Origin of the sequence: cyanobacterium endosymbiont of Epithemia clementina EcSB (genome assembly GCF_029919255.1) — a bacterium.
In the GTDB taxonomy this organism is placed as follows: Bacteria; Cyanobacteriota; Cyanobacteriia; order Cyanobacteriales; family Microcystaceae; genus Rippkaea.
In genome coordinates this window covers 286,803-303,413 of sequence record NZ_CP123991.1, presented here as the reverse complement: position 1 = coordinate 303,413, position 16,611 = coordinate 286,803, and the positions used below count along the sequence as shown (strand labels likewise).

At 33.5% G+C, this 16,611-nt stretch carries 11 protein-coding genes; 7 read left to right on the top strand and 4 right to left on the bottom strand.

Features of this window, described 5'->3' with window-relative positions:
• The first annotated feature begins 147 nt into the window (after nt 1-147).
• The 4 genes from hisA to P3F56_RS00985 all read left to right on the top strand — a co-directional run bounded on the left by hisA (nt 148) and on the right by P3F56_RS00985 (nt 4,476).
• On the top strand, nt 148-921 hold the full coding sequence (hisA, locus tag P3F56_RS01000) for a 1-(5-phosphoribosyl)-5-[(5-phosphoribosylamino)methylideneamino]imidazole-4-carboxamide isomerase (protein WP_281153662.1): 774 nt from the start codon (nt 148-150) through the stop codon (nt 919-921).
• 145 nt (nt 922-1,066) lie between these two features.
• The gene (rbfA, locus tag P3F56_RS00995) at nt 1,067-1,444 is read left to right on the top strand and encodes a 30S ribosome-binding factor RbfA (RefSeq protein WP_281152917.1); all 378 of its coding nucleotides are present in this window, start codon (nt 1,067-1,069) and stop codon (nt 1,442-1,444) included.
• 20 nt (nt 1,445-1,464) lie between these two features.
• On the top strand, nt 1,465-3,087 hold the full coding sequence (locus P3F56_RS00990) for a glycoside hydrolase family 3 N-terminal domain-containing protein (protein ID WP_281152916.1): 1,623 nt from the start codon (nt 1,465-1,467) through the stop codon (nt 3,085-3,087).
• 279 nt (nt 3,088-3,366) lie between these two features.
• The gene (locus P3F56_RS00985; RefSeq protein WP_281152915.1) at nt 3,367-4,476 is read left to right on the top strand and encodes an S-(hydroxymethyl)glutathione dehydrogenase/class III alcohol dehydrogenase; all 1,110 of its coding nucleotides are present in this window, start codon (nt 3,367-3,369) and stop codon (nt 4,474-4,476) included.
• A 2,166-nt stretch (nt 4,477-6,642) separates the two neighbouring features.
• On the opposite strand, the gene rlmN is transcribed toward P3F56_RS00985, so the two are convergent.
• A complete protein-coding gene (gene rlmN / locus P3F56_RS00980) occupies nt 6,643-7,674 on the bottom strand; it encodes a 23S rRNA (adenine(2503)-C(2))-methyltransferase RlmN (RefSeq protein WP_281152914.1) in 1,032 nt (343 codons plus the stop codon).
• A 609-nt stretch (nt 7,675-8,283) separates the two neighbouring features.
• On the opposite strand from rlmN, the gene remA reads away from it, so the two are divergent.
• Entirely contained in the window at nt 8,284-8,553 is a 270-nt protein-coding gene (remA, locus tag P3F56_RS00975; RefSeq protein ID WP_281152913.1) for an extracellular matrix/biofilm regulator RemA, read from the top strand.
• Between the two features lie 15 nt (nt 8,554-8,568).
• Nucleotides 8,569-9,123: a guanylate kinase gene (gene gmk / locus P3F56_RS00970; RefSeq protein WP_281152912.1), complete on the top strand. Its 555-nt coding sequence runs from the start codon at nt 8,569-8,571 to the stop codon at nt 9,121-9,123.
• An 874-nt stretch (nt 9,124-9,997) separates the two neighbouring features.
• Here the strand turns inward: gmk and P3F56_RS00965 are convergent.
• Entirely contained in the window at nt 9,998-10,834 is an 837-nt protein-coding gene (locus P3F56_RS00965; protein WP_281152911.1) for an EI24 domain-containing protein, read from the bottom strand.
• Nucleotides 10,835-10,953: 119 nt separating this feature from the next.
• Nucleotides 10,954-12,183: an HhoA/HhoB/HtrA family serine endopeptidase gene (locus tag P3F56_RS00960; protein ID WP_281152910.1), complete on the bottom strand. Its 1,230-nt coding sequence runs from the start codon at nt 12,181-12,183 to the stop codon at nt 10,954-10,956.
• Between the two features lie 2,447 nt (nt 12,184-14,630).
• On the opposite strand from P3F56_RS00960, the gene glgA reads away from it, so the two are divergent.
• On the top strand, nt 14,631-16,073 hold the full coding sequence (gene glgA, locus P3F56_RS00955; protein ID WP_281152909.1) for a glycogen synthase GlgA: 1,443 nt from the start codon (nt 14,631-14,633) through the stop codon (nt 16,071-16,073).
• A gap of 53 nt (nt 16,074-16,126) precedes the next feature.
• On the opposite strand, the gene trxA is transcribed toward glgA, so the two are convergent.
• On the bottom strand, nt 16,127-16,444 hold the full coding sequence (gene trxA / locus P3F56_RS00950) for a thioredoxin (protein WP_281152908.1): 318 nt from the start codon (nt 16,442-16,444) through the stop codon (nt 16,127-16,129).
• Between the last annotated feature and the right edge of the window lie 167 nt (nt 16,445-16,611).

Here is a 16,611-nt window from a genome sequence, read left to right as displayed (position 1 = left end):
CTTCATTTTCTCTAGAGAAAATGCACTAAAAAACTAAAAACCATCAAACTAGTTTTGTGATTAGGTTTTTTGTCTTTAATCTCTAATTGTGGAACTCTAGGGGATAATGAAAATCAAGGCAAATTAACCCTAAAATATAAATCAAAAATGGATATTATCCCTGCGATCGACCTTCTTGATGGACGTTGTGTACGTCTTTATCAAGGCGACTATCAACAATCCCAAGTCTACGGTGAAAATCCAGTGGAAATAGCCCGCAAATGGGCAGACCTTGGGGCACAATGCCTTCATATAGTAGATCTCAATGGAGCTAAACAAGGAAAACTTGTCAATTTAACTACCATTGAAGCCATTGTGAAATCTATTGCTATTCCTGTCCAAGTAGGAGGAGGTTTACGCAATAGTTCTAGTATTACTCAACTCCTCAACCTGGGAGTTGAGCGTGCTATTGTGGGAACTGTCGCTGTAGAAGATCCTGCTCTAGTTCAAGAATTATGCCAAGAATTTCCTGGAAAAATTGCCGTAGGAATAGATGCTCGTAATGGAAAAGTAGCCACACGAGGATGGTTAGAAACCTCAGAAGTCCTAGCTATAACCCTCGCCCAACAAATGGTAAGATCAGGAGCCGCTGCTGTTATTTATACCGATATTAACCGAGATGGAACTTTGAGCGGGCCTAATCACAAAGCCTTACGAGAATTAGCGAGTCATGTTGAGATTCCAGTCATTGCATCGGGGGGAGTTAGTTCTTTGACTGATTTATTAGGGTTACTTTCTTTAGAAGCTGTAGGGGTAACAGGGGTAATTATAGGAAAAGCCCTATATACAGGAAACCTAAACCTAGTAGAAGCCATTCGGGCTGTTGGGCCTGGGCGTTGGCAAGATATTCCCCCTGATTTAGGATCTTCGGCTTTGGGATAATCCCTCGATTGAGTAAAATTAATGAGGATTATCTTCCCTAATTAGAACAGTGATATATTGATATCCTTATGGACAACAGAATTGTCAACTTGAGATATCCTGTCTTAATTTTGGCCAACAATACATAGAACAATAGGGGGCAAGAATGGCCACTAGTCGTCGAGTTTCTCGTGTTTCCTCATTGATAAAACGCGAAGTCAGTCAAATGTTACTCCACGATATCAAAGATGACCGCGTGGGGACAGGAATGGTTAGTGTTACATCAGTTGATGTCTCAGGAGACTTACAACATGCCAAAATCTTTGTGAGTATTTATGGCAGTGAACAAGCTCAATTAGAAACTATGGCCGGACTTCAATCGTCTGCAGGATATGTTCGTCGAGAATTGGGACAGCGAATGCGGTTAAGACGCACCCCGGAAGTGGTCTTTCTCCAAGATCTTTCCCTAGAAAGAGGGGATAAAATGGTTCATCTACTCAATCAAATTAAGGAAACTCTCCCCGACGAAAATGATCTCGACTAAGAAAAGAATAATTAACCCCTGTGACTAACTCATCATTCCATTTGATTAACGAAACTCTCAAACAACAAATTGGACAAATGGTAGTGGTTCGTGCCTCTGGCCACTTGTTCGATCAGCAAATTCGTTTCCCTACTTGGGAAGCCCCTAATGCTAAATTACGCCATTGGCTACAAACCTTAAATTTAGGAGGCGTTATCTTATTGGGGGGAACTGGAGCTGAATTAGCCCTAAGAACTAAACAGCTACAACAGTGGTCAAAGACTCCTCTGTTAGTGGCTGCTGACACTGAAGAGGGGGTAGGACAGCGATTTTCTGGGGCGACCTGGTTTCCTCCGCCAATGGCCTTGGGAGCTATTGCTAAACAAGATTTAGGTCAAGCAATTGAATATGCAACCCAAATGGGGGTAATTACTGCCCAAGAAGCTCTCGCCATCGGGATTAATTGGATATTAGCCCCTATAGTTGATGTTAATAATAACCCGGAAAATCCGGTAATCAATATCAGGTCTTTTAGTAATGATCCTGAGATTGTTAGTCACTTAGCAACGGCGTTTATAGACGGGGCTAAAACCTACAACGTTCTAACTACTACTAAACATTTTCCAGGCCACGGAGATACTAGCACTGATTCTCATCTAGACTTACCGGTTATACCCCATAAAATGTGTCGACTAGCTGAGGTGGAATTAGTCCCCTTTAAAAAAGCAATAGAGGCTGGTGTCGATAGTGTGATGACGGCCCACTTGTTAATTCGGGCTTGGGATGAACAAAAACCTGCAACCTTATCTAACAAGATTTTAACAGGTCAATTACGAGAAAAGTTGGGTTTTGAAGGCTTAATTGTTACCGATGCTTTGGTAATGGGAGGAGTAACTAATTATGCTACTTCTGAAGAAGTGGCGGTGATGGCAGTAGAGGCGGGGGCTGATATTTTATTAATGCCTCACGATCCCGAAAAAACCATTGAGGCAGTTTACCAAGCGGTTGAGTCAGGACGCATTACCCATGAGAGAATAGAAGCTTCTCTAGCTCGAATTTGGCATGCTAAACAAAAAGTATCGACTACCATTTGTTCCCCTGAAAGTCAGCTTTTATCTTCTCTAAATCAATTATCTCAACCTAGAGCCAAACAAACGGTTGTTCATATTCTCCAATATTCGAGTGAGAAGGGAGGTAATTTACCTCTAAAGAAAAAATATAAACGACGTAATTTAATCGTGGTAGATGATATTCTTAATTGTGATTTTTTAGATCGCCAGACTCCTGCTGTCACTATTCCTAAACAGATGGGGTACAATTTGCAGTTGGTAGATAAAAATACCCTCAGTTTTGTTTTAGAGGACAATCGCAACACTCTATTACAAATATTTGTTAGGGGAAATCCATTTCGAGGAAATGCAGGATTAACTGATAGAGCACAGAAGATTTATAAAAAATTATTAAAGTACAAGATAGTTAAGGGATTAATAATTTATGGAAGTCCTTATGTTAAGGATTGGTTTCTTCGTGAAACTAAAGTATTGAAGGATGATTTACCTTGGGTATTTTCTTACGGACAAATGGCAAAAGGCCAGGAGATATCCTGTAAGACGTTATTTGGTTTGTCAGAAGTTTCTTGTAATTCAGAGGATAATTTTCTCTAGTTAATAACTGTTAGAAAATGTTTATAAAGTAAGTCTTACTTTGATTTTAGAGTATACTAGTGCGCACTAGTATACTCTAAAATTTTTCTATAAAAAGAGTGTTACAGCATGACAAATTAATTCAGTTTATAGAAAGCGACGAAAGTTTGCCTAACGGATTATATTTGATTCTATATTTACAAACAGTCTTCTGGGTATAGCATTCAAGTACATAGTTTGCTATTGTGTGAATGTGTCAATACGCCATTAGACTAACTAAGAACTGGCAATCACAATACAATGGATGTCAAAGCAGCCGTTGCCTTTGAGGCTGGAAAGCCCCTTAGCATCGAAACAGTACAAGTCGAAGGACCAAGGGCAGGAGAAGTCTTGGTAGAAATTAAAGCTACTGGGGTTTGTCATACTGATGCATATACCTTATCTGGAAAAGACCCCGAAGGCTTATTTCCAGCCATTCTCGGGCATGAGGGAGCAGGGGTTGTGCTTGAATTGGGGAAGGGTGTAACCAGTCTCAAACCAGGCGACCACGTCATCCCACTTTACATTCCGGAATGTCGCCAGTGTGAATATTGTTTAAGCTTTAAAACTAATCTCTGTCAGGCAGTTCGTCCAACTCAAGGATTAGGGGTCATGCCCGACGGTACTAGCCGTTTTTCTATAGACGGAAAGGCCCTTTACCACTACATGGGCACCTCTACCTTTTCCAACTTCACCATAGTTCCAGAAATTTCGTTAGCAAAAATTCGCAAAGATGCCCCCTTCGATAAGATTTGTTACATTGGCTGTGGAGTCACAACGGGAATTGGGGCGGTGGTAAATACTGCTAAGGTCGAACCTGGTTCTAATGTAGTGGTATTCGGATTAGGAGGTGTTGGACTAAATGTGATTCAAGGGGCAAAAATGGTGGGTGCTGATATGATTGTAGGGGTCGATATCAACCCATCTAAGCGTCCACTAGCCGAAAAGTTTGGCATGACTCACTTCGTTAACCCCACAGAAATTGATGGTGATTTGGTAGAGTACTTAGTAGAGTTGACCAAAGGGGGAGCAGATTATACTTTTGAATGTATTGGTAATGTTAACGTTATGCGACAAGCTTTAGAATGCTCCCATAAAGGTTGGGGAGTTTCCACTGTTGTTGGAGTGGCTGGTGCAGAAGAAGAAATTAGTACCCGTCCGTTTCAATTAATCACTGGAAGGGTTTGGAAAGGAAGCGCGTTTGGTGGTGCAAGAGGACGTACTGATGTTCCTAAAATTGTTGACTGGTATATGGATGGGAAGATTAATATTGATGATTTAATTACCCACATTATGCCCTTAGAGAAGATTAATAATGCGTTTGAGTTAATGCACCAAGGTAAGTCCATTCGGAGTGTTATTACGTTTTAGTATTTAGGATGAGTTAATTAATAAGTTTAAGTCTCAAGATTAAATACTCGGAGATTTTACTACTTTAAGGATAACACTAACTAACTGTCCTCTAATTCTTGTTCTTTAAACTCATCACTAGAAATATCTTCTAACATCCTCTCAATTAAATCTTACATCACAAAATATCTATTTCCATTCCAGAATTCCAAAGTTTTAATATGTTTCATTCTCAAGGCAAGATTAAGAACTGCTACACTACTATCATCGATGTCAATTCTTAATTCTTCAGTTTGGGGTTAAGCTTGTCTAATCTTTTCTTGAAAAAATGTACTAACTGCTGCGCTTTTCTCTTCGAGATTATCATGTTGAGTGTCAACTTTCATTAGCTCTTTTTCTAAAACTGAAGCAGTACGGATGTCAACATAGTCCTTTTCAAAAAAAATATCAAAATCAGAGATATAAAGTTGAGTATTTTTAGGAAAAGTAAATGATTTATTGAGAATTCGTAGTCGAGTCGGTTTTATTACCCACCAGTTAATTCTACTAGCAAAAAGTTAAAGATACTCAATCACTTCTTCAAAATAAGTTAATTATAATTATATTTCTTGATTAGGTTAGAAAATAAAATAACCATATAACTATGGGATTTTTTTATTTAAAATATCTATCATATGAAATTTAGAATTTTATCTTTTTTACTTATTCTTTATACAACCAAACTCAGCGCTGACATTGTGGATAATAATCTATACATTTTAGTCTTTTTAGAACTCCTAAAATAGTCTTTTTACTTGTGACTTGATAATAAATTACTGGTCAGAAAAATTATCTAGTTATATTTGTGAGAAACAATTCTACTAACATAAATAAATTTAGAGTTAACTGTTTATGGTTAATATTCTGCATTTAATTTTTATTAAACTATCCCATGATAGCAATAAATTGCCCCCATGATTGCAAACAATCAAACTCCTACTTATTGATAAATATACTAAGAATAATCTAATGTACTTCTTTAGTTTTAGAAAAGCCAATAGTCTTTCTTTCTGGTTTTTATATTCTAGTATTCAGTTAAATATGTTTACATTTGAGCTATTAAGTTTTCTTCTCTCCAATTTTGTCTATGTCCATATATAGATATATGTCGTTTATAGGCTTCTAATTCATTCGAAGAATAATGTTTAATTTGAAATAGCTCCAAGAGCTTCTTAAATTTGAAAAATACTTAATCTTTTCTTTGCTAAAAACATAAGCTAATACTTTTTCTCTTATTCTATTTATAGAATATAATGGCTATTTTTGATTACTTTTTTGCTATAAAAATCCACATTTTATTTAGTTTTAAATATCCTTTTTCTGATTCCGTTCTCTGTTTATTTTCTGATTTTTACTTAGTTTCCTCTTCTTCAGTAAAAAAGTTAATTTATTTTTGCTATTATAAAGTGTTTTTTGAATTCTTTAATTACTATCAAGGTAATTTTAAAAAATATACAAACTGTGTCTATAATTAAACTGCCATTGTGTTACATTTCTATGATTTATTGTTTTATTTCTTTATTTCTTTATTGCTACCTGTATAAAAGTTATTTACGATGAGTTTTTAGTGATAGTTAGTTGGAGTTTCCATAACGATATACTTGTTTTTTATCTTCTAAAAATTAATGTTTAAAAAATTTACTATGCTTAACAATGACAGCAAAGTACATAAAGAAAAGTTGCCATGTTATTATACTAATTTAAGGTTATTAAACTAATTTAAGATATTAGCTGTGAAACTTAGTTCGTATTTTATTATGTTCTGAATATAGAAAAAAACATCACCGAATATTGAGTGACAGTCTTTGAAATCTTACTACCTTAGCAAAACTAGGTTTCATGTATTTTTGACTAAATTTACTTAGTTTATCGTTATAAGTCTTGATTTAAAGAGGATCTTCTCTTTGAATTAAGACAACTATAAATAAAACTAAAAAAAATTGCTGTCCTAATTCTGTAGGTCTTGATCAACGATATCACCGCAATCATACCAAAATTATTGAGACTAACTGTCCAGTTGATATTTATTTAATGGTCGATTGTTCTCTAACCCAAAAAATAGTAATATTTCACACTTGGGCTACTTTTATCAGAAATAACTTATAGTTTTAACACACATATAACTTCAAGCTATTTCTTAAAAAAGAATTAGCTTGAAGTTATACGAGAAGACTGTAATTGTCCACAAGCTGCATTAGCTTTTAATCCTCGTGAATAGCGAACACTAACAGCAATTTTATGTTGTTTAAGGACATCAATAAAAGTTTGAGTTTTTTGCTGATTGGGACGTTTATAATTCGCTTTTTCAATGGGATTATAGGGGATTAAATTAACATGACTTTGAAATCCACGTAAGTGATTAGCCAATTCAATGGCGTGATAAGGTAGATCATTGACTCCTTCTAATAAGATATATTCAAAAGTCACCCGCCGTCGAGTGATTTCAACATATTTTTGACAGTCTTCTAATAATTGTTTTATAGGATAAGAGACTGCACTAGGAATTAATTTTTCTCGTAGTGCTTGGTTAGAAGCATGAAGACTGACGGCAAAAGTAACTTGTAGGTGATAGTTAGCCAATTGAATAATTTTTTGAGGAAGTCCCACCGTAGAAATAGTCAGCGATCGTTGACCAATCCGCATATCTTGATTAAGAATTTTTACAGCAGAGATTACTGCGTCGAGGTTGAGTAAAGGTTCTCCCATCCCCATAAAAACAACATGACTTACCCGTCTTTGAAAATCTTCTTGAACTGTTAAAACTTGATCTACAATCTCGTGAGCTTTAAGATTACGGTCATAGCCTCCTTTTCCTGTGGCACAAAAGTCACAAGTCATGGGACATCCTACCTGAGAAGAAACACAAACAGTCAAGCGTTTAGTAGTAGGAATGCCAACAGTTTCAATAATTAAGCCATCATCAAGAGATAATAAATATTTTCGCGTGGCATCAGGGGAAATAGTGCAATAATTAATCTTAGAACGACCAACAGGATAATTACCCAGTTTTTTACGCAAAACTTTCGGAAAAACAGAAATATCCTCCAGTGATCGTGCCCCTTTTTGATATAGCCACTGATGGAGTTGTTTGCCTCGATAGGCAGGTTGTCCCTGTTGTTGTACCCAATAGGTTAATTCCTCTAAAGATTTACCTAAAAGGGTCTCTGCGGTTGAAATCATTGGCAAACATCTACGAATTGTAAAAATCACACTCTTTGAGTGTATCGTGTTCTTTTGTCAACTTTTAACTTGCTACAAAAAATAATCTGAGTAATTGTACAGTGTGATTAATCGGGTAATGTTATATTCAAAGAATATTTATAAAGGAGCCGAGGTTATATTCTGTGGCTTCACCGAAAATTTTACAATTTTTTCCTAAAACAGAGTATCTATTTATTTCATTGAGCACAAAAATAATTATCTTCGTTGAATTTGTCCCCATTGAAAATCTTCTTGATTATGATTGTCTTGCTGATATTGATTTAAATTTCCTCCAAAACAAAGTTAGAGAACATTGATACCGGGACAATAACCTATATAATTCTAAATTTATCAAAATATAGGTATTTTTCAAGGTTCATGGTATTTTTTAGTAATGATAACCATCATGTCTGTTGTGAGTGTAGAGACTACCTAAGGCAATTAGGGAAAAAAGTCTGATAAAAAGGTGAAAAAAACTGAAAAATAAATGGTTAGATAGGTTTTGACGTTGTAAGTCTTAATTTTTATCGATACCATTAGTAATGGTGGTTTATCAATTACTTCTCAAACGGCACAGCCGTTACAACTATGGAAAACATACAACTGATCAACATTGGGTTTGGGAACATCGTTTCTGCTAATCGGGTGATCGCAATTGTTAGCCCTGAATCAGCGCCGATTAAGCGTATTATCACCGATGCCCGTGATCGCGGGCAACTTATCGATGCCACCTATGGCCGTCGAACCCGCGCAGTAATTATGACAGACTCGAGTCATGTGGTACTTTCAGCCATTCAGCCAGAAACCGTCGCCCATCGATTTGTCATCAGCAAAGATACTCATACTAACGGTAATTAAAGGTAAAATCCCCCCATGTCATCAGGACAGCTCATCGTACTGACGGGGCCTAGTGGCGTTGGTAAAGGGACGCTTGTTCGTTCCTTACTAGCACGCCATAATGACCTTTATTTGTCTATCTCTGCTACGACCCGTTCTCCTCGTCGGGGCGAAGTAGATGGGAAAGATTACCACTTTGTCACACGCTCCCAATTTGAGGAGATGATTTACCGGGGAGAGTTATTAGAATGGGCAGAATATGCCGATAATTGCTATGGAACCCCTCGTTTTGAGGTAGAAAAAAAAATTAACTTGGGGACAAAAGTGTTATTAGAAATTGATGTAGTGGGAGCAAGAAATATTAAACAGACTTTTCCTGATGCTCTAAGAATTTTCATTCTCCCTCCATCTCTAGAAGAACTAGAACGTCGTCTGAGAAAACGAGGCAAAGATTCACAAGAGGCCATCACTTGCCGTCTGAAACGGGCCAAAGAAGAATTAACGGCCAGTGGAGAATTTAACCACACTCTTATTAATGATGACCTGGACCAAACATTACAAAAGTTTGAAAGTCTTATTTTGGCTGTTTAGTTCAACACTGTTTATCTTTTATTGAAGATGAGCCAATTATCTATTCTTAACATCATGGCCTTAATTTTTCTATTGGTTTAATTTAAAGACCACAGCGCTCAGAGCAAAAGCCTTTAATTTAAAATTAAAAAGCCAAGTATAGAAATTTAATTAGCTTTATCCACTGTTTTATTGATAGTTATTTTTAATGTTCCTTTATTGTAAAAATACAGATTAGATAATATAAGATCGGTAGGCAGTTATGATCAATTTAAATCAATGTACATCAGAAGAAACTGATTAAAACTTTTAACTTTATGATCGCATCTAATTTGACAAATTTTAACAAACAAATTAAAAAATTAATTTTTTCTATATTTCAAAAATAATTTATTCATAAATGTCTATCTAAATATTAGGAATCGGGTATTGACCAGTAAACTTAGATCCAATTTACTGGAAGACATAAAGTAATCACTAAAAATAAAAAGTAAAAAACTAATACAATAAAAGAGATTTTTAAAAAGTATAGATAGCTATTAGAACTATTTCTAAAAAATTAACAGTTACATATCATTTTATATATATGTAATTGATATTACATAGCTGAATTTTGATATTTGGGTTTTTATAGTTTAACAACAACAATTTTATTTTAAAAAACCTTTTTGATGTCCAATTTTTTTATAATTATTCACTTATTGTTTGGGATAAAATTAATAATGTCACTATTAAAAACTTTTTGATTTTTTTTATAAAAAATACCTCAGCATATATTGTATTAATTTTTTGTTAAAAATAAATAACTCTCTTCTAATTTTTTTCTATATTAATTGACTTTAATTTAACGATGATTAATTTTGAGATAAATACTTTTTCTAACTAAGAAAAACTTCTAAACGTCGTTAAGTAAATTACTACTTGGTAATGATCCGGTTAATAGAACGCGATCACAGACAAATAAAGTACCTCCACCAACACAAAAAGGAATGGTTAATAAATTCACTAAAGGAATACTAATTAATAAAAAACAAACTAAAGCAAATCCTGCACTTCCTGGCAAACTTTTCCAAACAATTCTTAATTTTTGACGAAACCGTAACCGCCGTCTTTCTAAGATTGAATCGAAAAAATCAAGACAAATAATCATCGTGGTTACAGTAATTCCTACCACAGTAGATAATAAAGTTCCTAGAACGGGAACAAAATTAAGTAAAAATAACGGTAATGCAATCAAAGTTACTAATACTAATTTTTTGAGTTCAAAAAGAATTGTTCGCCAAATATCTGAAATTATTCCAACTTCTATTACATCAACTGTTCCTGTCCTTAATTTTTCCAATTTCTCTGAAAGTTTTCCATACCAAGGAGCACCTAAAATCACTCCAAATTGAACTAGAATAAATCCTGTTAAAATTAATAAAATAATTCCCAGTAAAAATCTAACTAAAAATATTAATCCAAGTATAAAATAGTCTAAGGTTTTTAACCAACTGGGAAGATTAGTTAAAACCGTATCTAGGTAAGTAATTAAATTTACCATTACTGTTTGACTGATTTGCCAACCAAAGTATAATAATCCTAGATAAAGAACAATTCCTAAGACAAGATTAATCAAAATAGGAATAATGATATGAGATAAAAGAGAAGGATGAGTCCTGAAGATTTCTAGAAGACGAAAAGGATAAGTCGCTCCCGAAAAAAAGCCAAATCTACTAATGATCCTTTTCATGTCAAACACCATGTGAGTCTTTTCTAGAAAAACTAAGTGATTGCTACTATTTTCTAACGTCAGAATACTTTAAAAGAAAAGATTAATCAATAATAAAAGTATTCACTATTTATAATTAATTAATTAGGTAGCACTCCTACTTTAACATTCAAATTAATAGAACTTCCATTTCGTTCAATCTGTAAATGTAATATCTCGCCAACTTGAGTTTTTTCCACAGCTTTTTGTACTTCTCCTGGATTATTTAGGAGTATTTCACCAATCCCCTGAAGAATATCTCCCGCTTTTAATCCAGCTTGTTCAGCAGGAGAATCTGGCATAACTTTGGCAATTAACACTCCTTGATCCGTTGTTAAATCTAGTCCCTGATTTTCCTGTAGTTTCTTTTGAATTTCAGGAGTGATTTCTACCATTTGGATTCCTAAAAATGGGTGTTCTACTTTCCCGTCTTTAATTAACTTATTAGCAATTCTTTCAGCTTTATTAATCGGAATTGCAAACCCAATTCCTTGAGCATTTTGAATTATAGCGGTATTCATTCCGATAACTTGTCCGTTAGAATTGAGTAAAGGACCCCCTGAATTACCAGGATTAATTGCCGCATCAGTTTGGATAAATTCAATCCGTTTATCACCGACTCCAACCTGGGAACTTAACCTTTTTGTTGCACTAATGATGCCTGTTGTAACTGTATTATCTAATCCTAGAGGATTGCCAATAGCAATCGCCCATTCCCCAACCTGAAGATCATCGGAATTGCCCTGTTGTATTTTGGGTAAATTATTAGCTTCAATTTTAATAACAGCCACATCTGTTAAAGGATCAGTTCCTAACACCTTCCCTTCAAATGTACGTCCATCTTTTAAAGTAACAGTTACCTCTTTTGTTCCAGCAACAACGTGGGCATTAGTAAGAATTTTTCCATCACTACTTAAGATAAATCCTGAACCTGTTCCCCGTTCAATTTGTTCTTGAGGAACTCCAGGAATTTCAGAACTAAAAAAACGGCGAAAAAATGGATCATCAAAAACTGGAGGAACCTTATTTGTTACTGTTCTAGAAGCATCAATACGAACAACAGCAGGCCCAACTCTTTTAACAACATCAGTTACAAAACTTCCGTTATTTTGAGAAGAAACAAATAATTCCGAAGGTTCATTAATATGAGATTTTTCCAAAGAATCACTGGGTTTTGCCAAGAATTTAGACTGACTAATCGTATAAGCTCCCCCAACTCCTATTCCGATTCCTAGCAAAACTAAAGAAACATAGATTAAGGGGGTTCTCAAAACAGGACGTTGAGATTTATTAGAGTGCGAATAATCGAGATTAAGTGTATTGTTTTTCATTACGGATTTTGCCCTGAATAATTTGAGATTAAAACAGTTTGAGATTAAAATAGTTTGAAATTGAAATAGTCATGGAGAGAAAAAGTTGGTTTACCAGTCCGTTATATAAAAAGCTATCTTATAAAATGTAACCTGATACTGACGTAATCTGCCATGTAGAGTATCATGAATACATGACATATTATGTTATCTACATGACATATTATGTCATGTAGATAACATAATATGTCAATCTCGAAGTATTGTAACTCTGATACTCTTGAAATTTAACTACACTAAGAGAAAATTTACTCTCATTAGACAAACGCTCCTATCCTACTACCTATTGTAGTAGAATAAGATGAACCTTACCTAAAAATTAGATTTATAGAGAATGTAATTAGCGATTTTTCGAAAATTTTATATAAGTTAATCTTCTATTCTTAGAATCCACTAGATTACTCAAGTATTTTTGAGAACCTGTATTTAAATTAATTACTTATTTAGTTTAATAAGTTTTTCAGTCTTTTTTAAATAGATAGAAATACACACTTTTTAATCTCTAAGTTAAAAGCCATTAAATTAAAAATAAATATTTTAAAAATAGAGTTGTAAGTTCATTTCTTAGGGATAGATACTTATCGTATAAATACAAGCAATATCTGTGTATTTTTAAATGTTTAAAAAAGACTGAAAAACTTACCTATACCAAAAAAGTATCATTACAAATAATAAGTATAAAGTAGGATAATAAAAACTATTGAACTAACAGAAAACAAAAAACTTAATTTTTTGAGGCTAATTTAGAACGATATGATACGATTTAGTTTAAATTAATCTATAAATTGCTCAGCTGAAGAAAGATAATGTTAAAAACATAACTTATCCTAAGTTATGTTTCAGAGGTACGATAGAAGCTTTACGTCAAAAAATATTATTTCATGAATGCTAATGTAAAGAAACATTTTTAAATAAACATTTGATTTAAGGATATTTAATAATAGTATGTTTCAACGAAAATAGTCAACTAAATTCAGTTTAAGCAATGGTTGATCAAAACTTTTTAAAAGGTGTCTTTAGTAAAAACTAGAAAGTATAAATTTTAGATGTATTTTGCTTTTTACTACTGAATAGAAGTCTTTATTTAAATCTATTAAATAGATATATTTTTAGTACTAATCAAATTATTCTAATTTTTTTATTTCAAGAAAACTTTAAAATAGTAACTATACAACTTAATTATCATTAACTAGAGATATAAAAAATTAATCATTTACATTCATATTTTATTTATTATTTTCAACTAAACTTAAGCTATTAAAGTTTATATAAAGTTAATTTTAGTGATTGTAGTTTTTTTTATTAACACATCTAAATTAGTTCTAATTAATTTAGACATAGCAAAAATAAAAGCTAAAAATTTTAATGGATAAAAGTTAAAAGTATTTTTTAAAAATATTCTACAAATGTATTCAAACCTAAAACTGTTCAAAGTGTTTAAAGAAATAAATATTTTTCTATTGAATTTAAAATTATTAAAAGCAAATTCATAAGAAGAAATTAAGAGCAATCAAATGGGGACAAGGATTTTTAAGAGAAGAACATAGAAAAAAAATAAACTACAATTGAATCTTAGTTTTAATCTAAATAAGAGTGTTATTGTTTATACTTATGTTAGTTTTTATATAAAAAAATAGTTATCAATATAAAGATAATTTATCTCAACATGTTAAAGTTTATAGAAAACATGAATTATACAACGTTTTAAAGAGTTTAAAATTATTAATTTTTAATTTAAGAAATCGATTATTAAAATACTTAGCTTTTTGATTTTTTTTAAAAAAGACTAATCTAAATAATTGTCAACTTGATCTATCTAATCTATAAGTAGAAGATTTTGATTTTCTATTTAAAATAATAATTAAACATCTATTCTTTAAATAGAATTAATCTCTGATTTAATTATTGATTAAAGCTCTTGATAGAACTTAGCTAACAAAAGCTTTGATAGTATTTATAAAATATTGACTTTAGCAACAATAATTTAAGATAAATCAGATTCTCTAATGCCGAACTAGTCTAGATAGGATTAATCGTACTGAATGATACTAAAATGACCATAGCTATCTCTATGTTATTTTTAACAGAAAAAGAATAATTTTGTAGTTTAGTACAGCATATAATTTTTTTTTATCAATTAAAATATCATTTTATAAGACATTATAATTAATATTGCTAACTAAGAAAATGCGAATTGACCATTTTTAAGTAAAGTCAATTACTATCAAGTACTTTTAAATCTAGGAAAGAAATTAAAAATAAAACTGTGTGTCCTTTCAACAACAAAAAGTCAATAGTTGATTTTTACCATTCAAAATTTAACTATCTCAAGAGGGATCAACTCTCGTATAATCAATCAGAGCGCTAACGCCAAGATACACGGAGCAAACAAGACACACGGAGCAAAAATGCGGATTTTATTTGTTGCGGCAGAAGTCGCCCCCCTCGCAAAAGCCGGAGGTATGGGGGATGTAGTCGGTGCTTTACCAAAAATTTTACATAAATTAGGATACGATGTACGGATTTTTATCCCCTATTATGGCTTTTTAGCTGATAAATTAAGAATTCCTCCAACTCCTATTTGGCAGGGGTCTGCTATGTTCCAAAATTTCGTTGTCTATGAGACTACCTTGCCCAATAGTGATATTCCACTCTATCTATTTGGCCATCCAGCTTTTACTCCCCGTCGTATTTATCATGGGGAAGATGAATTTTGGCGATTTACTCTTTTTGCCAATGGGGCAGCTGAATTTGCCTGGAATTTCTGGAAACCAAATATTATTCACTGTCATGACTGGCATACGGGAATGATCCCTGTTTGGATGAACCAATCTCCTGATATTAATACAGTTTTTACTATTCATAATTTGGCTTATCAAGGACCATGGCGTGGCTATTTAGAACAAGTAACATGGTGTCCTTGGTATATGCAAGGGGATAATGTTATGGCTTCAGCCTTGCAATTTGCGGGACGAGTTACTACCGTTTCTCCTACTTATGCTCAGCAAATTCAAACAACGGAGTATGGAGAAAAGTTAGAAGGTTTGCTTTCTCACATTAATGAGAATATGGTGGGAATTCTCAACGGTATTGATATGGACAGTTATAATCCAAGTACTGACAAATTTATATATCAAACCTTCACAAAAGATACTCTAGAAATACGAGGAGCTAATAAGATTGGGTTACAAGAAGAGACAGGTCTAGAGGTGAATAAAAATGTTTTATTGATGGGGATGGTGACTCGTCTAGTCGAACAAAAAGGTATTGACCTCGTTATGCAAATCCTAGATCGGTTTATGGCTTACACTGATGCTCAATTAGTCATTGTTGGAACTGGAGACCGCTATTATGAAACTCAATTATGGCAAATCGCTTCTCATTTTCGAGGTAGAATTTCGGTGCAACTTCTCTACAATGATGCTCTTTCCCGACGAATTTATGCTGGTTCGGATGTTTTCTTAATGCCCTCTCGTTTCGAACCTTGTGGCATTAGTCAATTGTTAGCCATGCGTTATGGCTGTGTCCCCATTGTTCGTCGTACTGGGGGACTAGTCGATACAGTATCATTTTATGACCCCGAAAATAATACAGGCACCGGATACTGTTTCGACCGCTATGAGCCTCTAGACTTTTTAACTTGTATTATCCGAGCTTGGGAGGGGTTCCGCTTTAAACAAGATTGGCAAAAACTTCAACAACGATGTATGTCCCAAAACTTTAGTTGGTATAAATCTGCCGTCGAATACATTAAAATATATAAGTCGGTCGTGGGGGAGTCTCCTAAATTAAGTAACGCCGAACGCGATAAGCTCAATTTTTTAAGTGATTTAAGTGAGTCCATAACTTAAATTGACATTAAAAGTTAACAGCGATTAGGTAATCATAATTCGCCATCAACAATTTAGATGAGAATTTGTAAATGTTGAATTAGTTGAGACGCTTGAACTACCCCTTCAATGCGCTCGACTGGTTTACCTTTCTTAAATAAGACTAAAGTCGGTAAAGCTTGGATTTCATATTGAGAGGATATTTTCGGATACTTATCACTATCAATTTTTACAATCTGCAGACGACCTCTCAGATGAGTACCAACCTGTTCTAAGATGGGACTCATCATTTGACAGGGACCGCACCAAGTTGCATAGAAATCAACCAACACAGGAACTTTGGAAGTAGCTAGCAGATTTTGAAAACTAGAAAATTGCTTTTTAATTACCATTTTTAAATTACTTATGATGTCCTACCTTATGATGACTAATGTCAATATGACCTCGGTTGAAAGTTTTAGGCTGGTCCATTCACCCAGATAATAGGAGAATTTTTCATAGTTTTATTAATTCTTTAGAGTTTATTAACCATTAGTCCTTGTCTCAAGATAGAGAACGC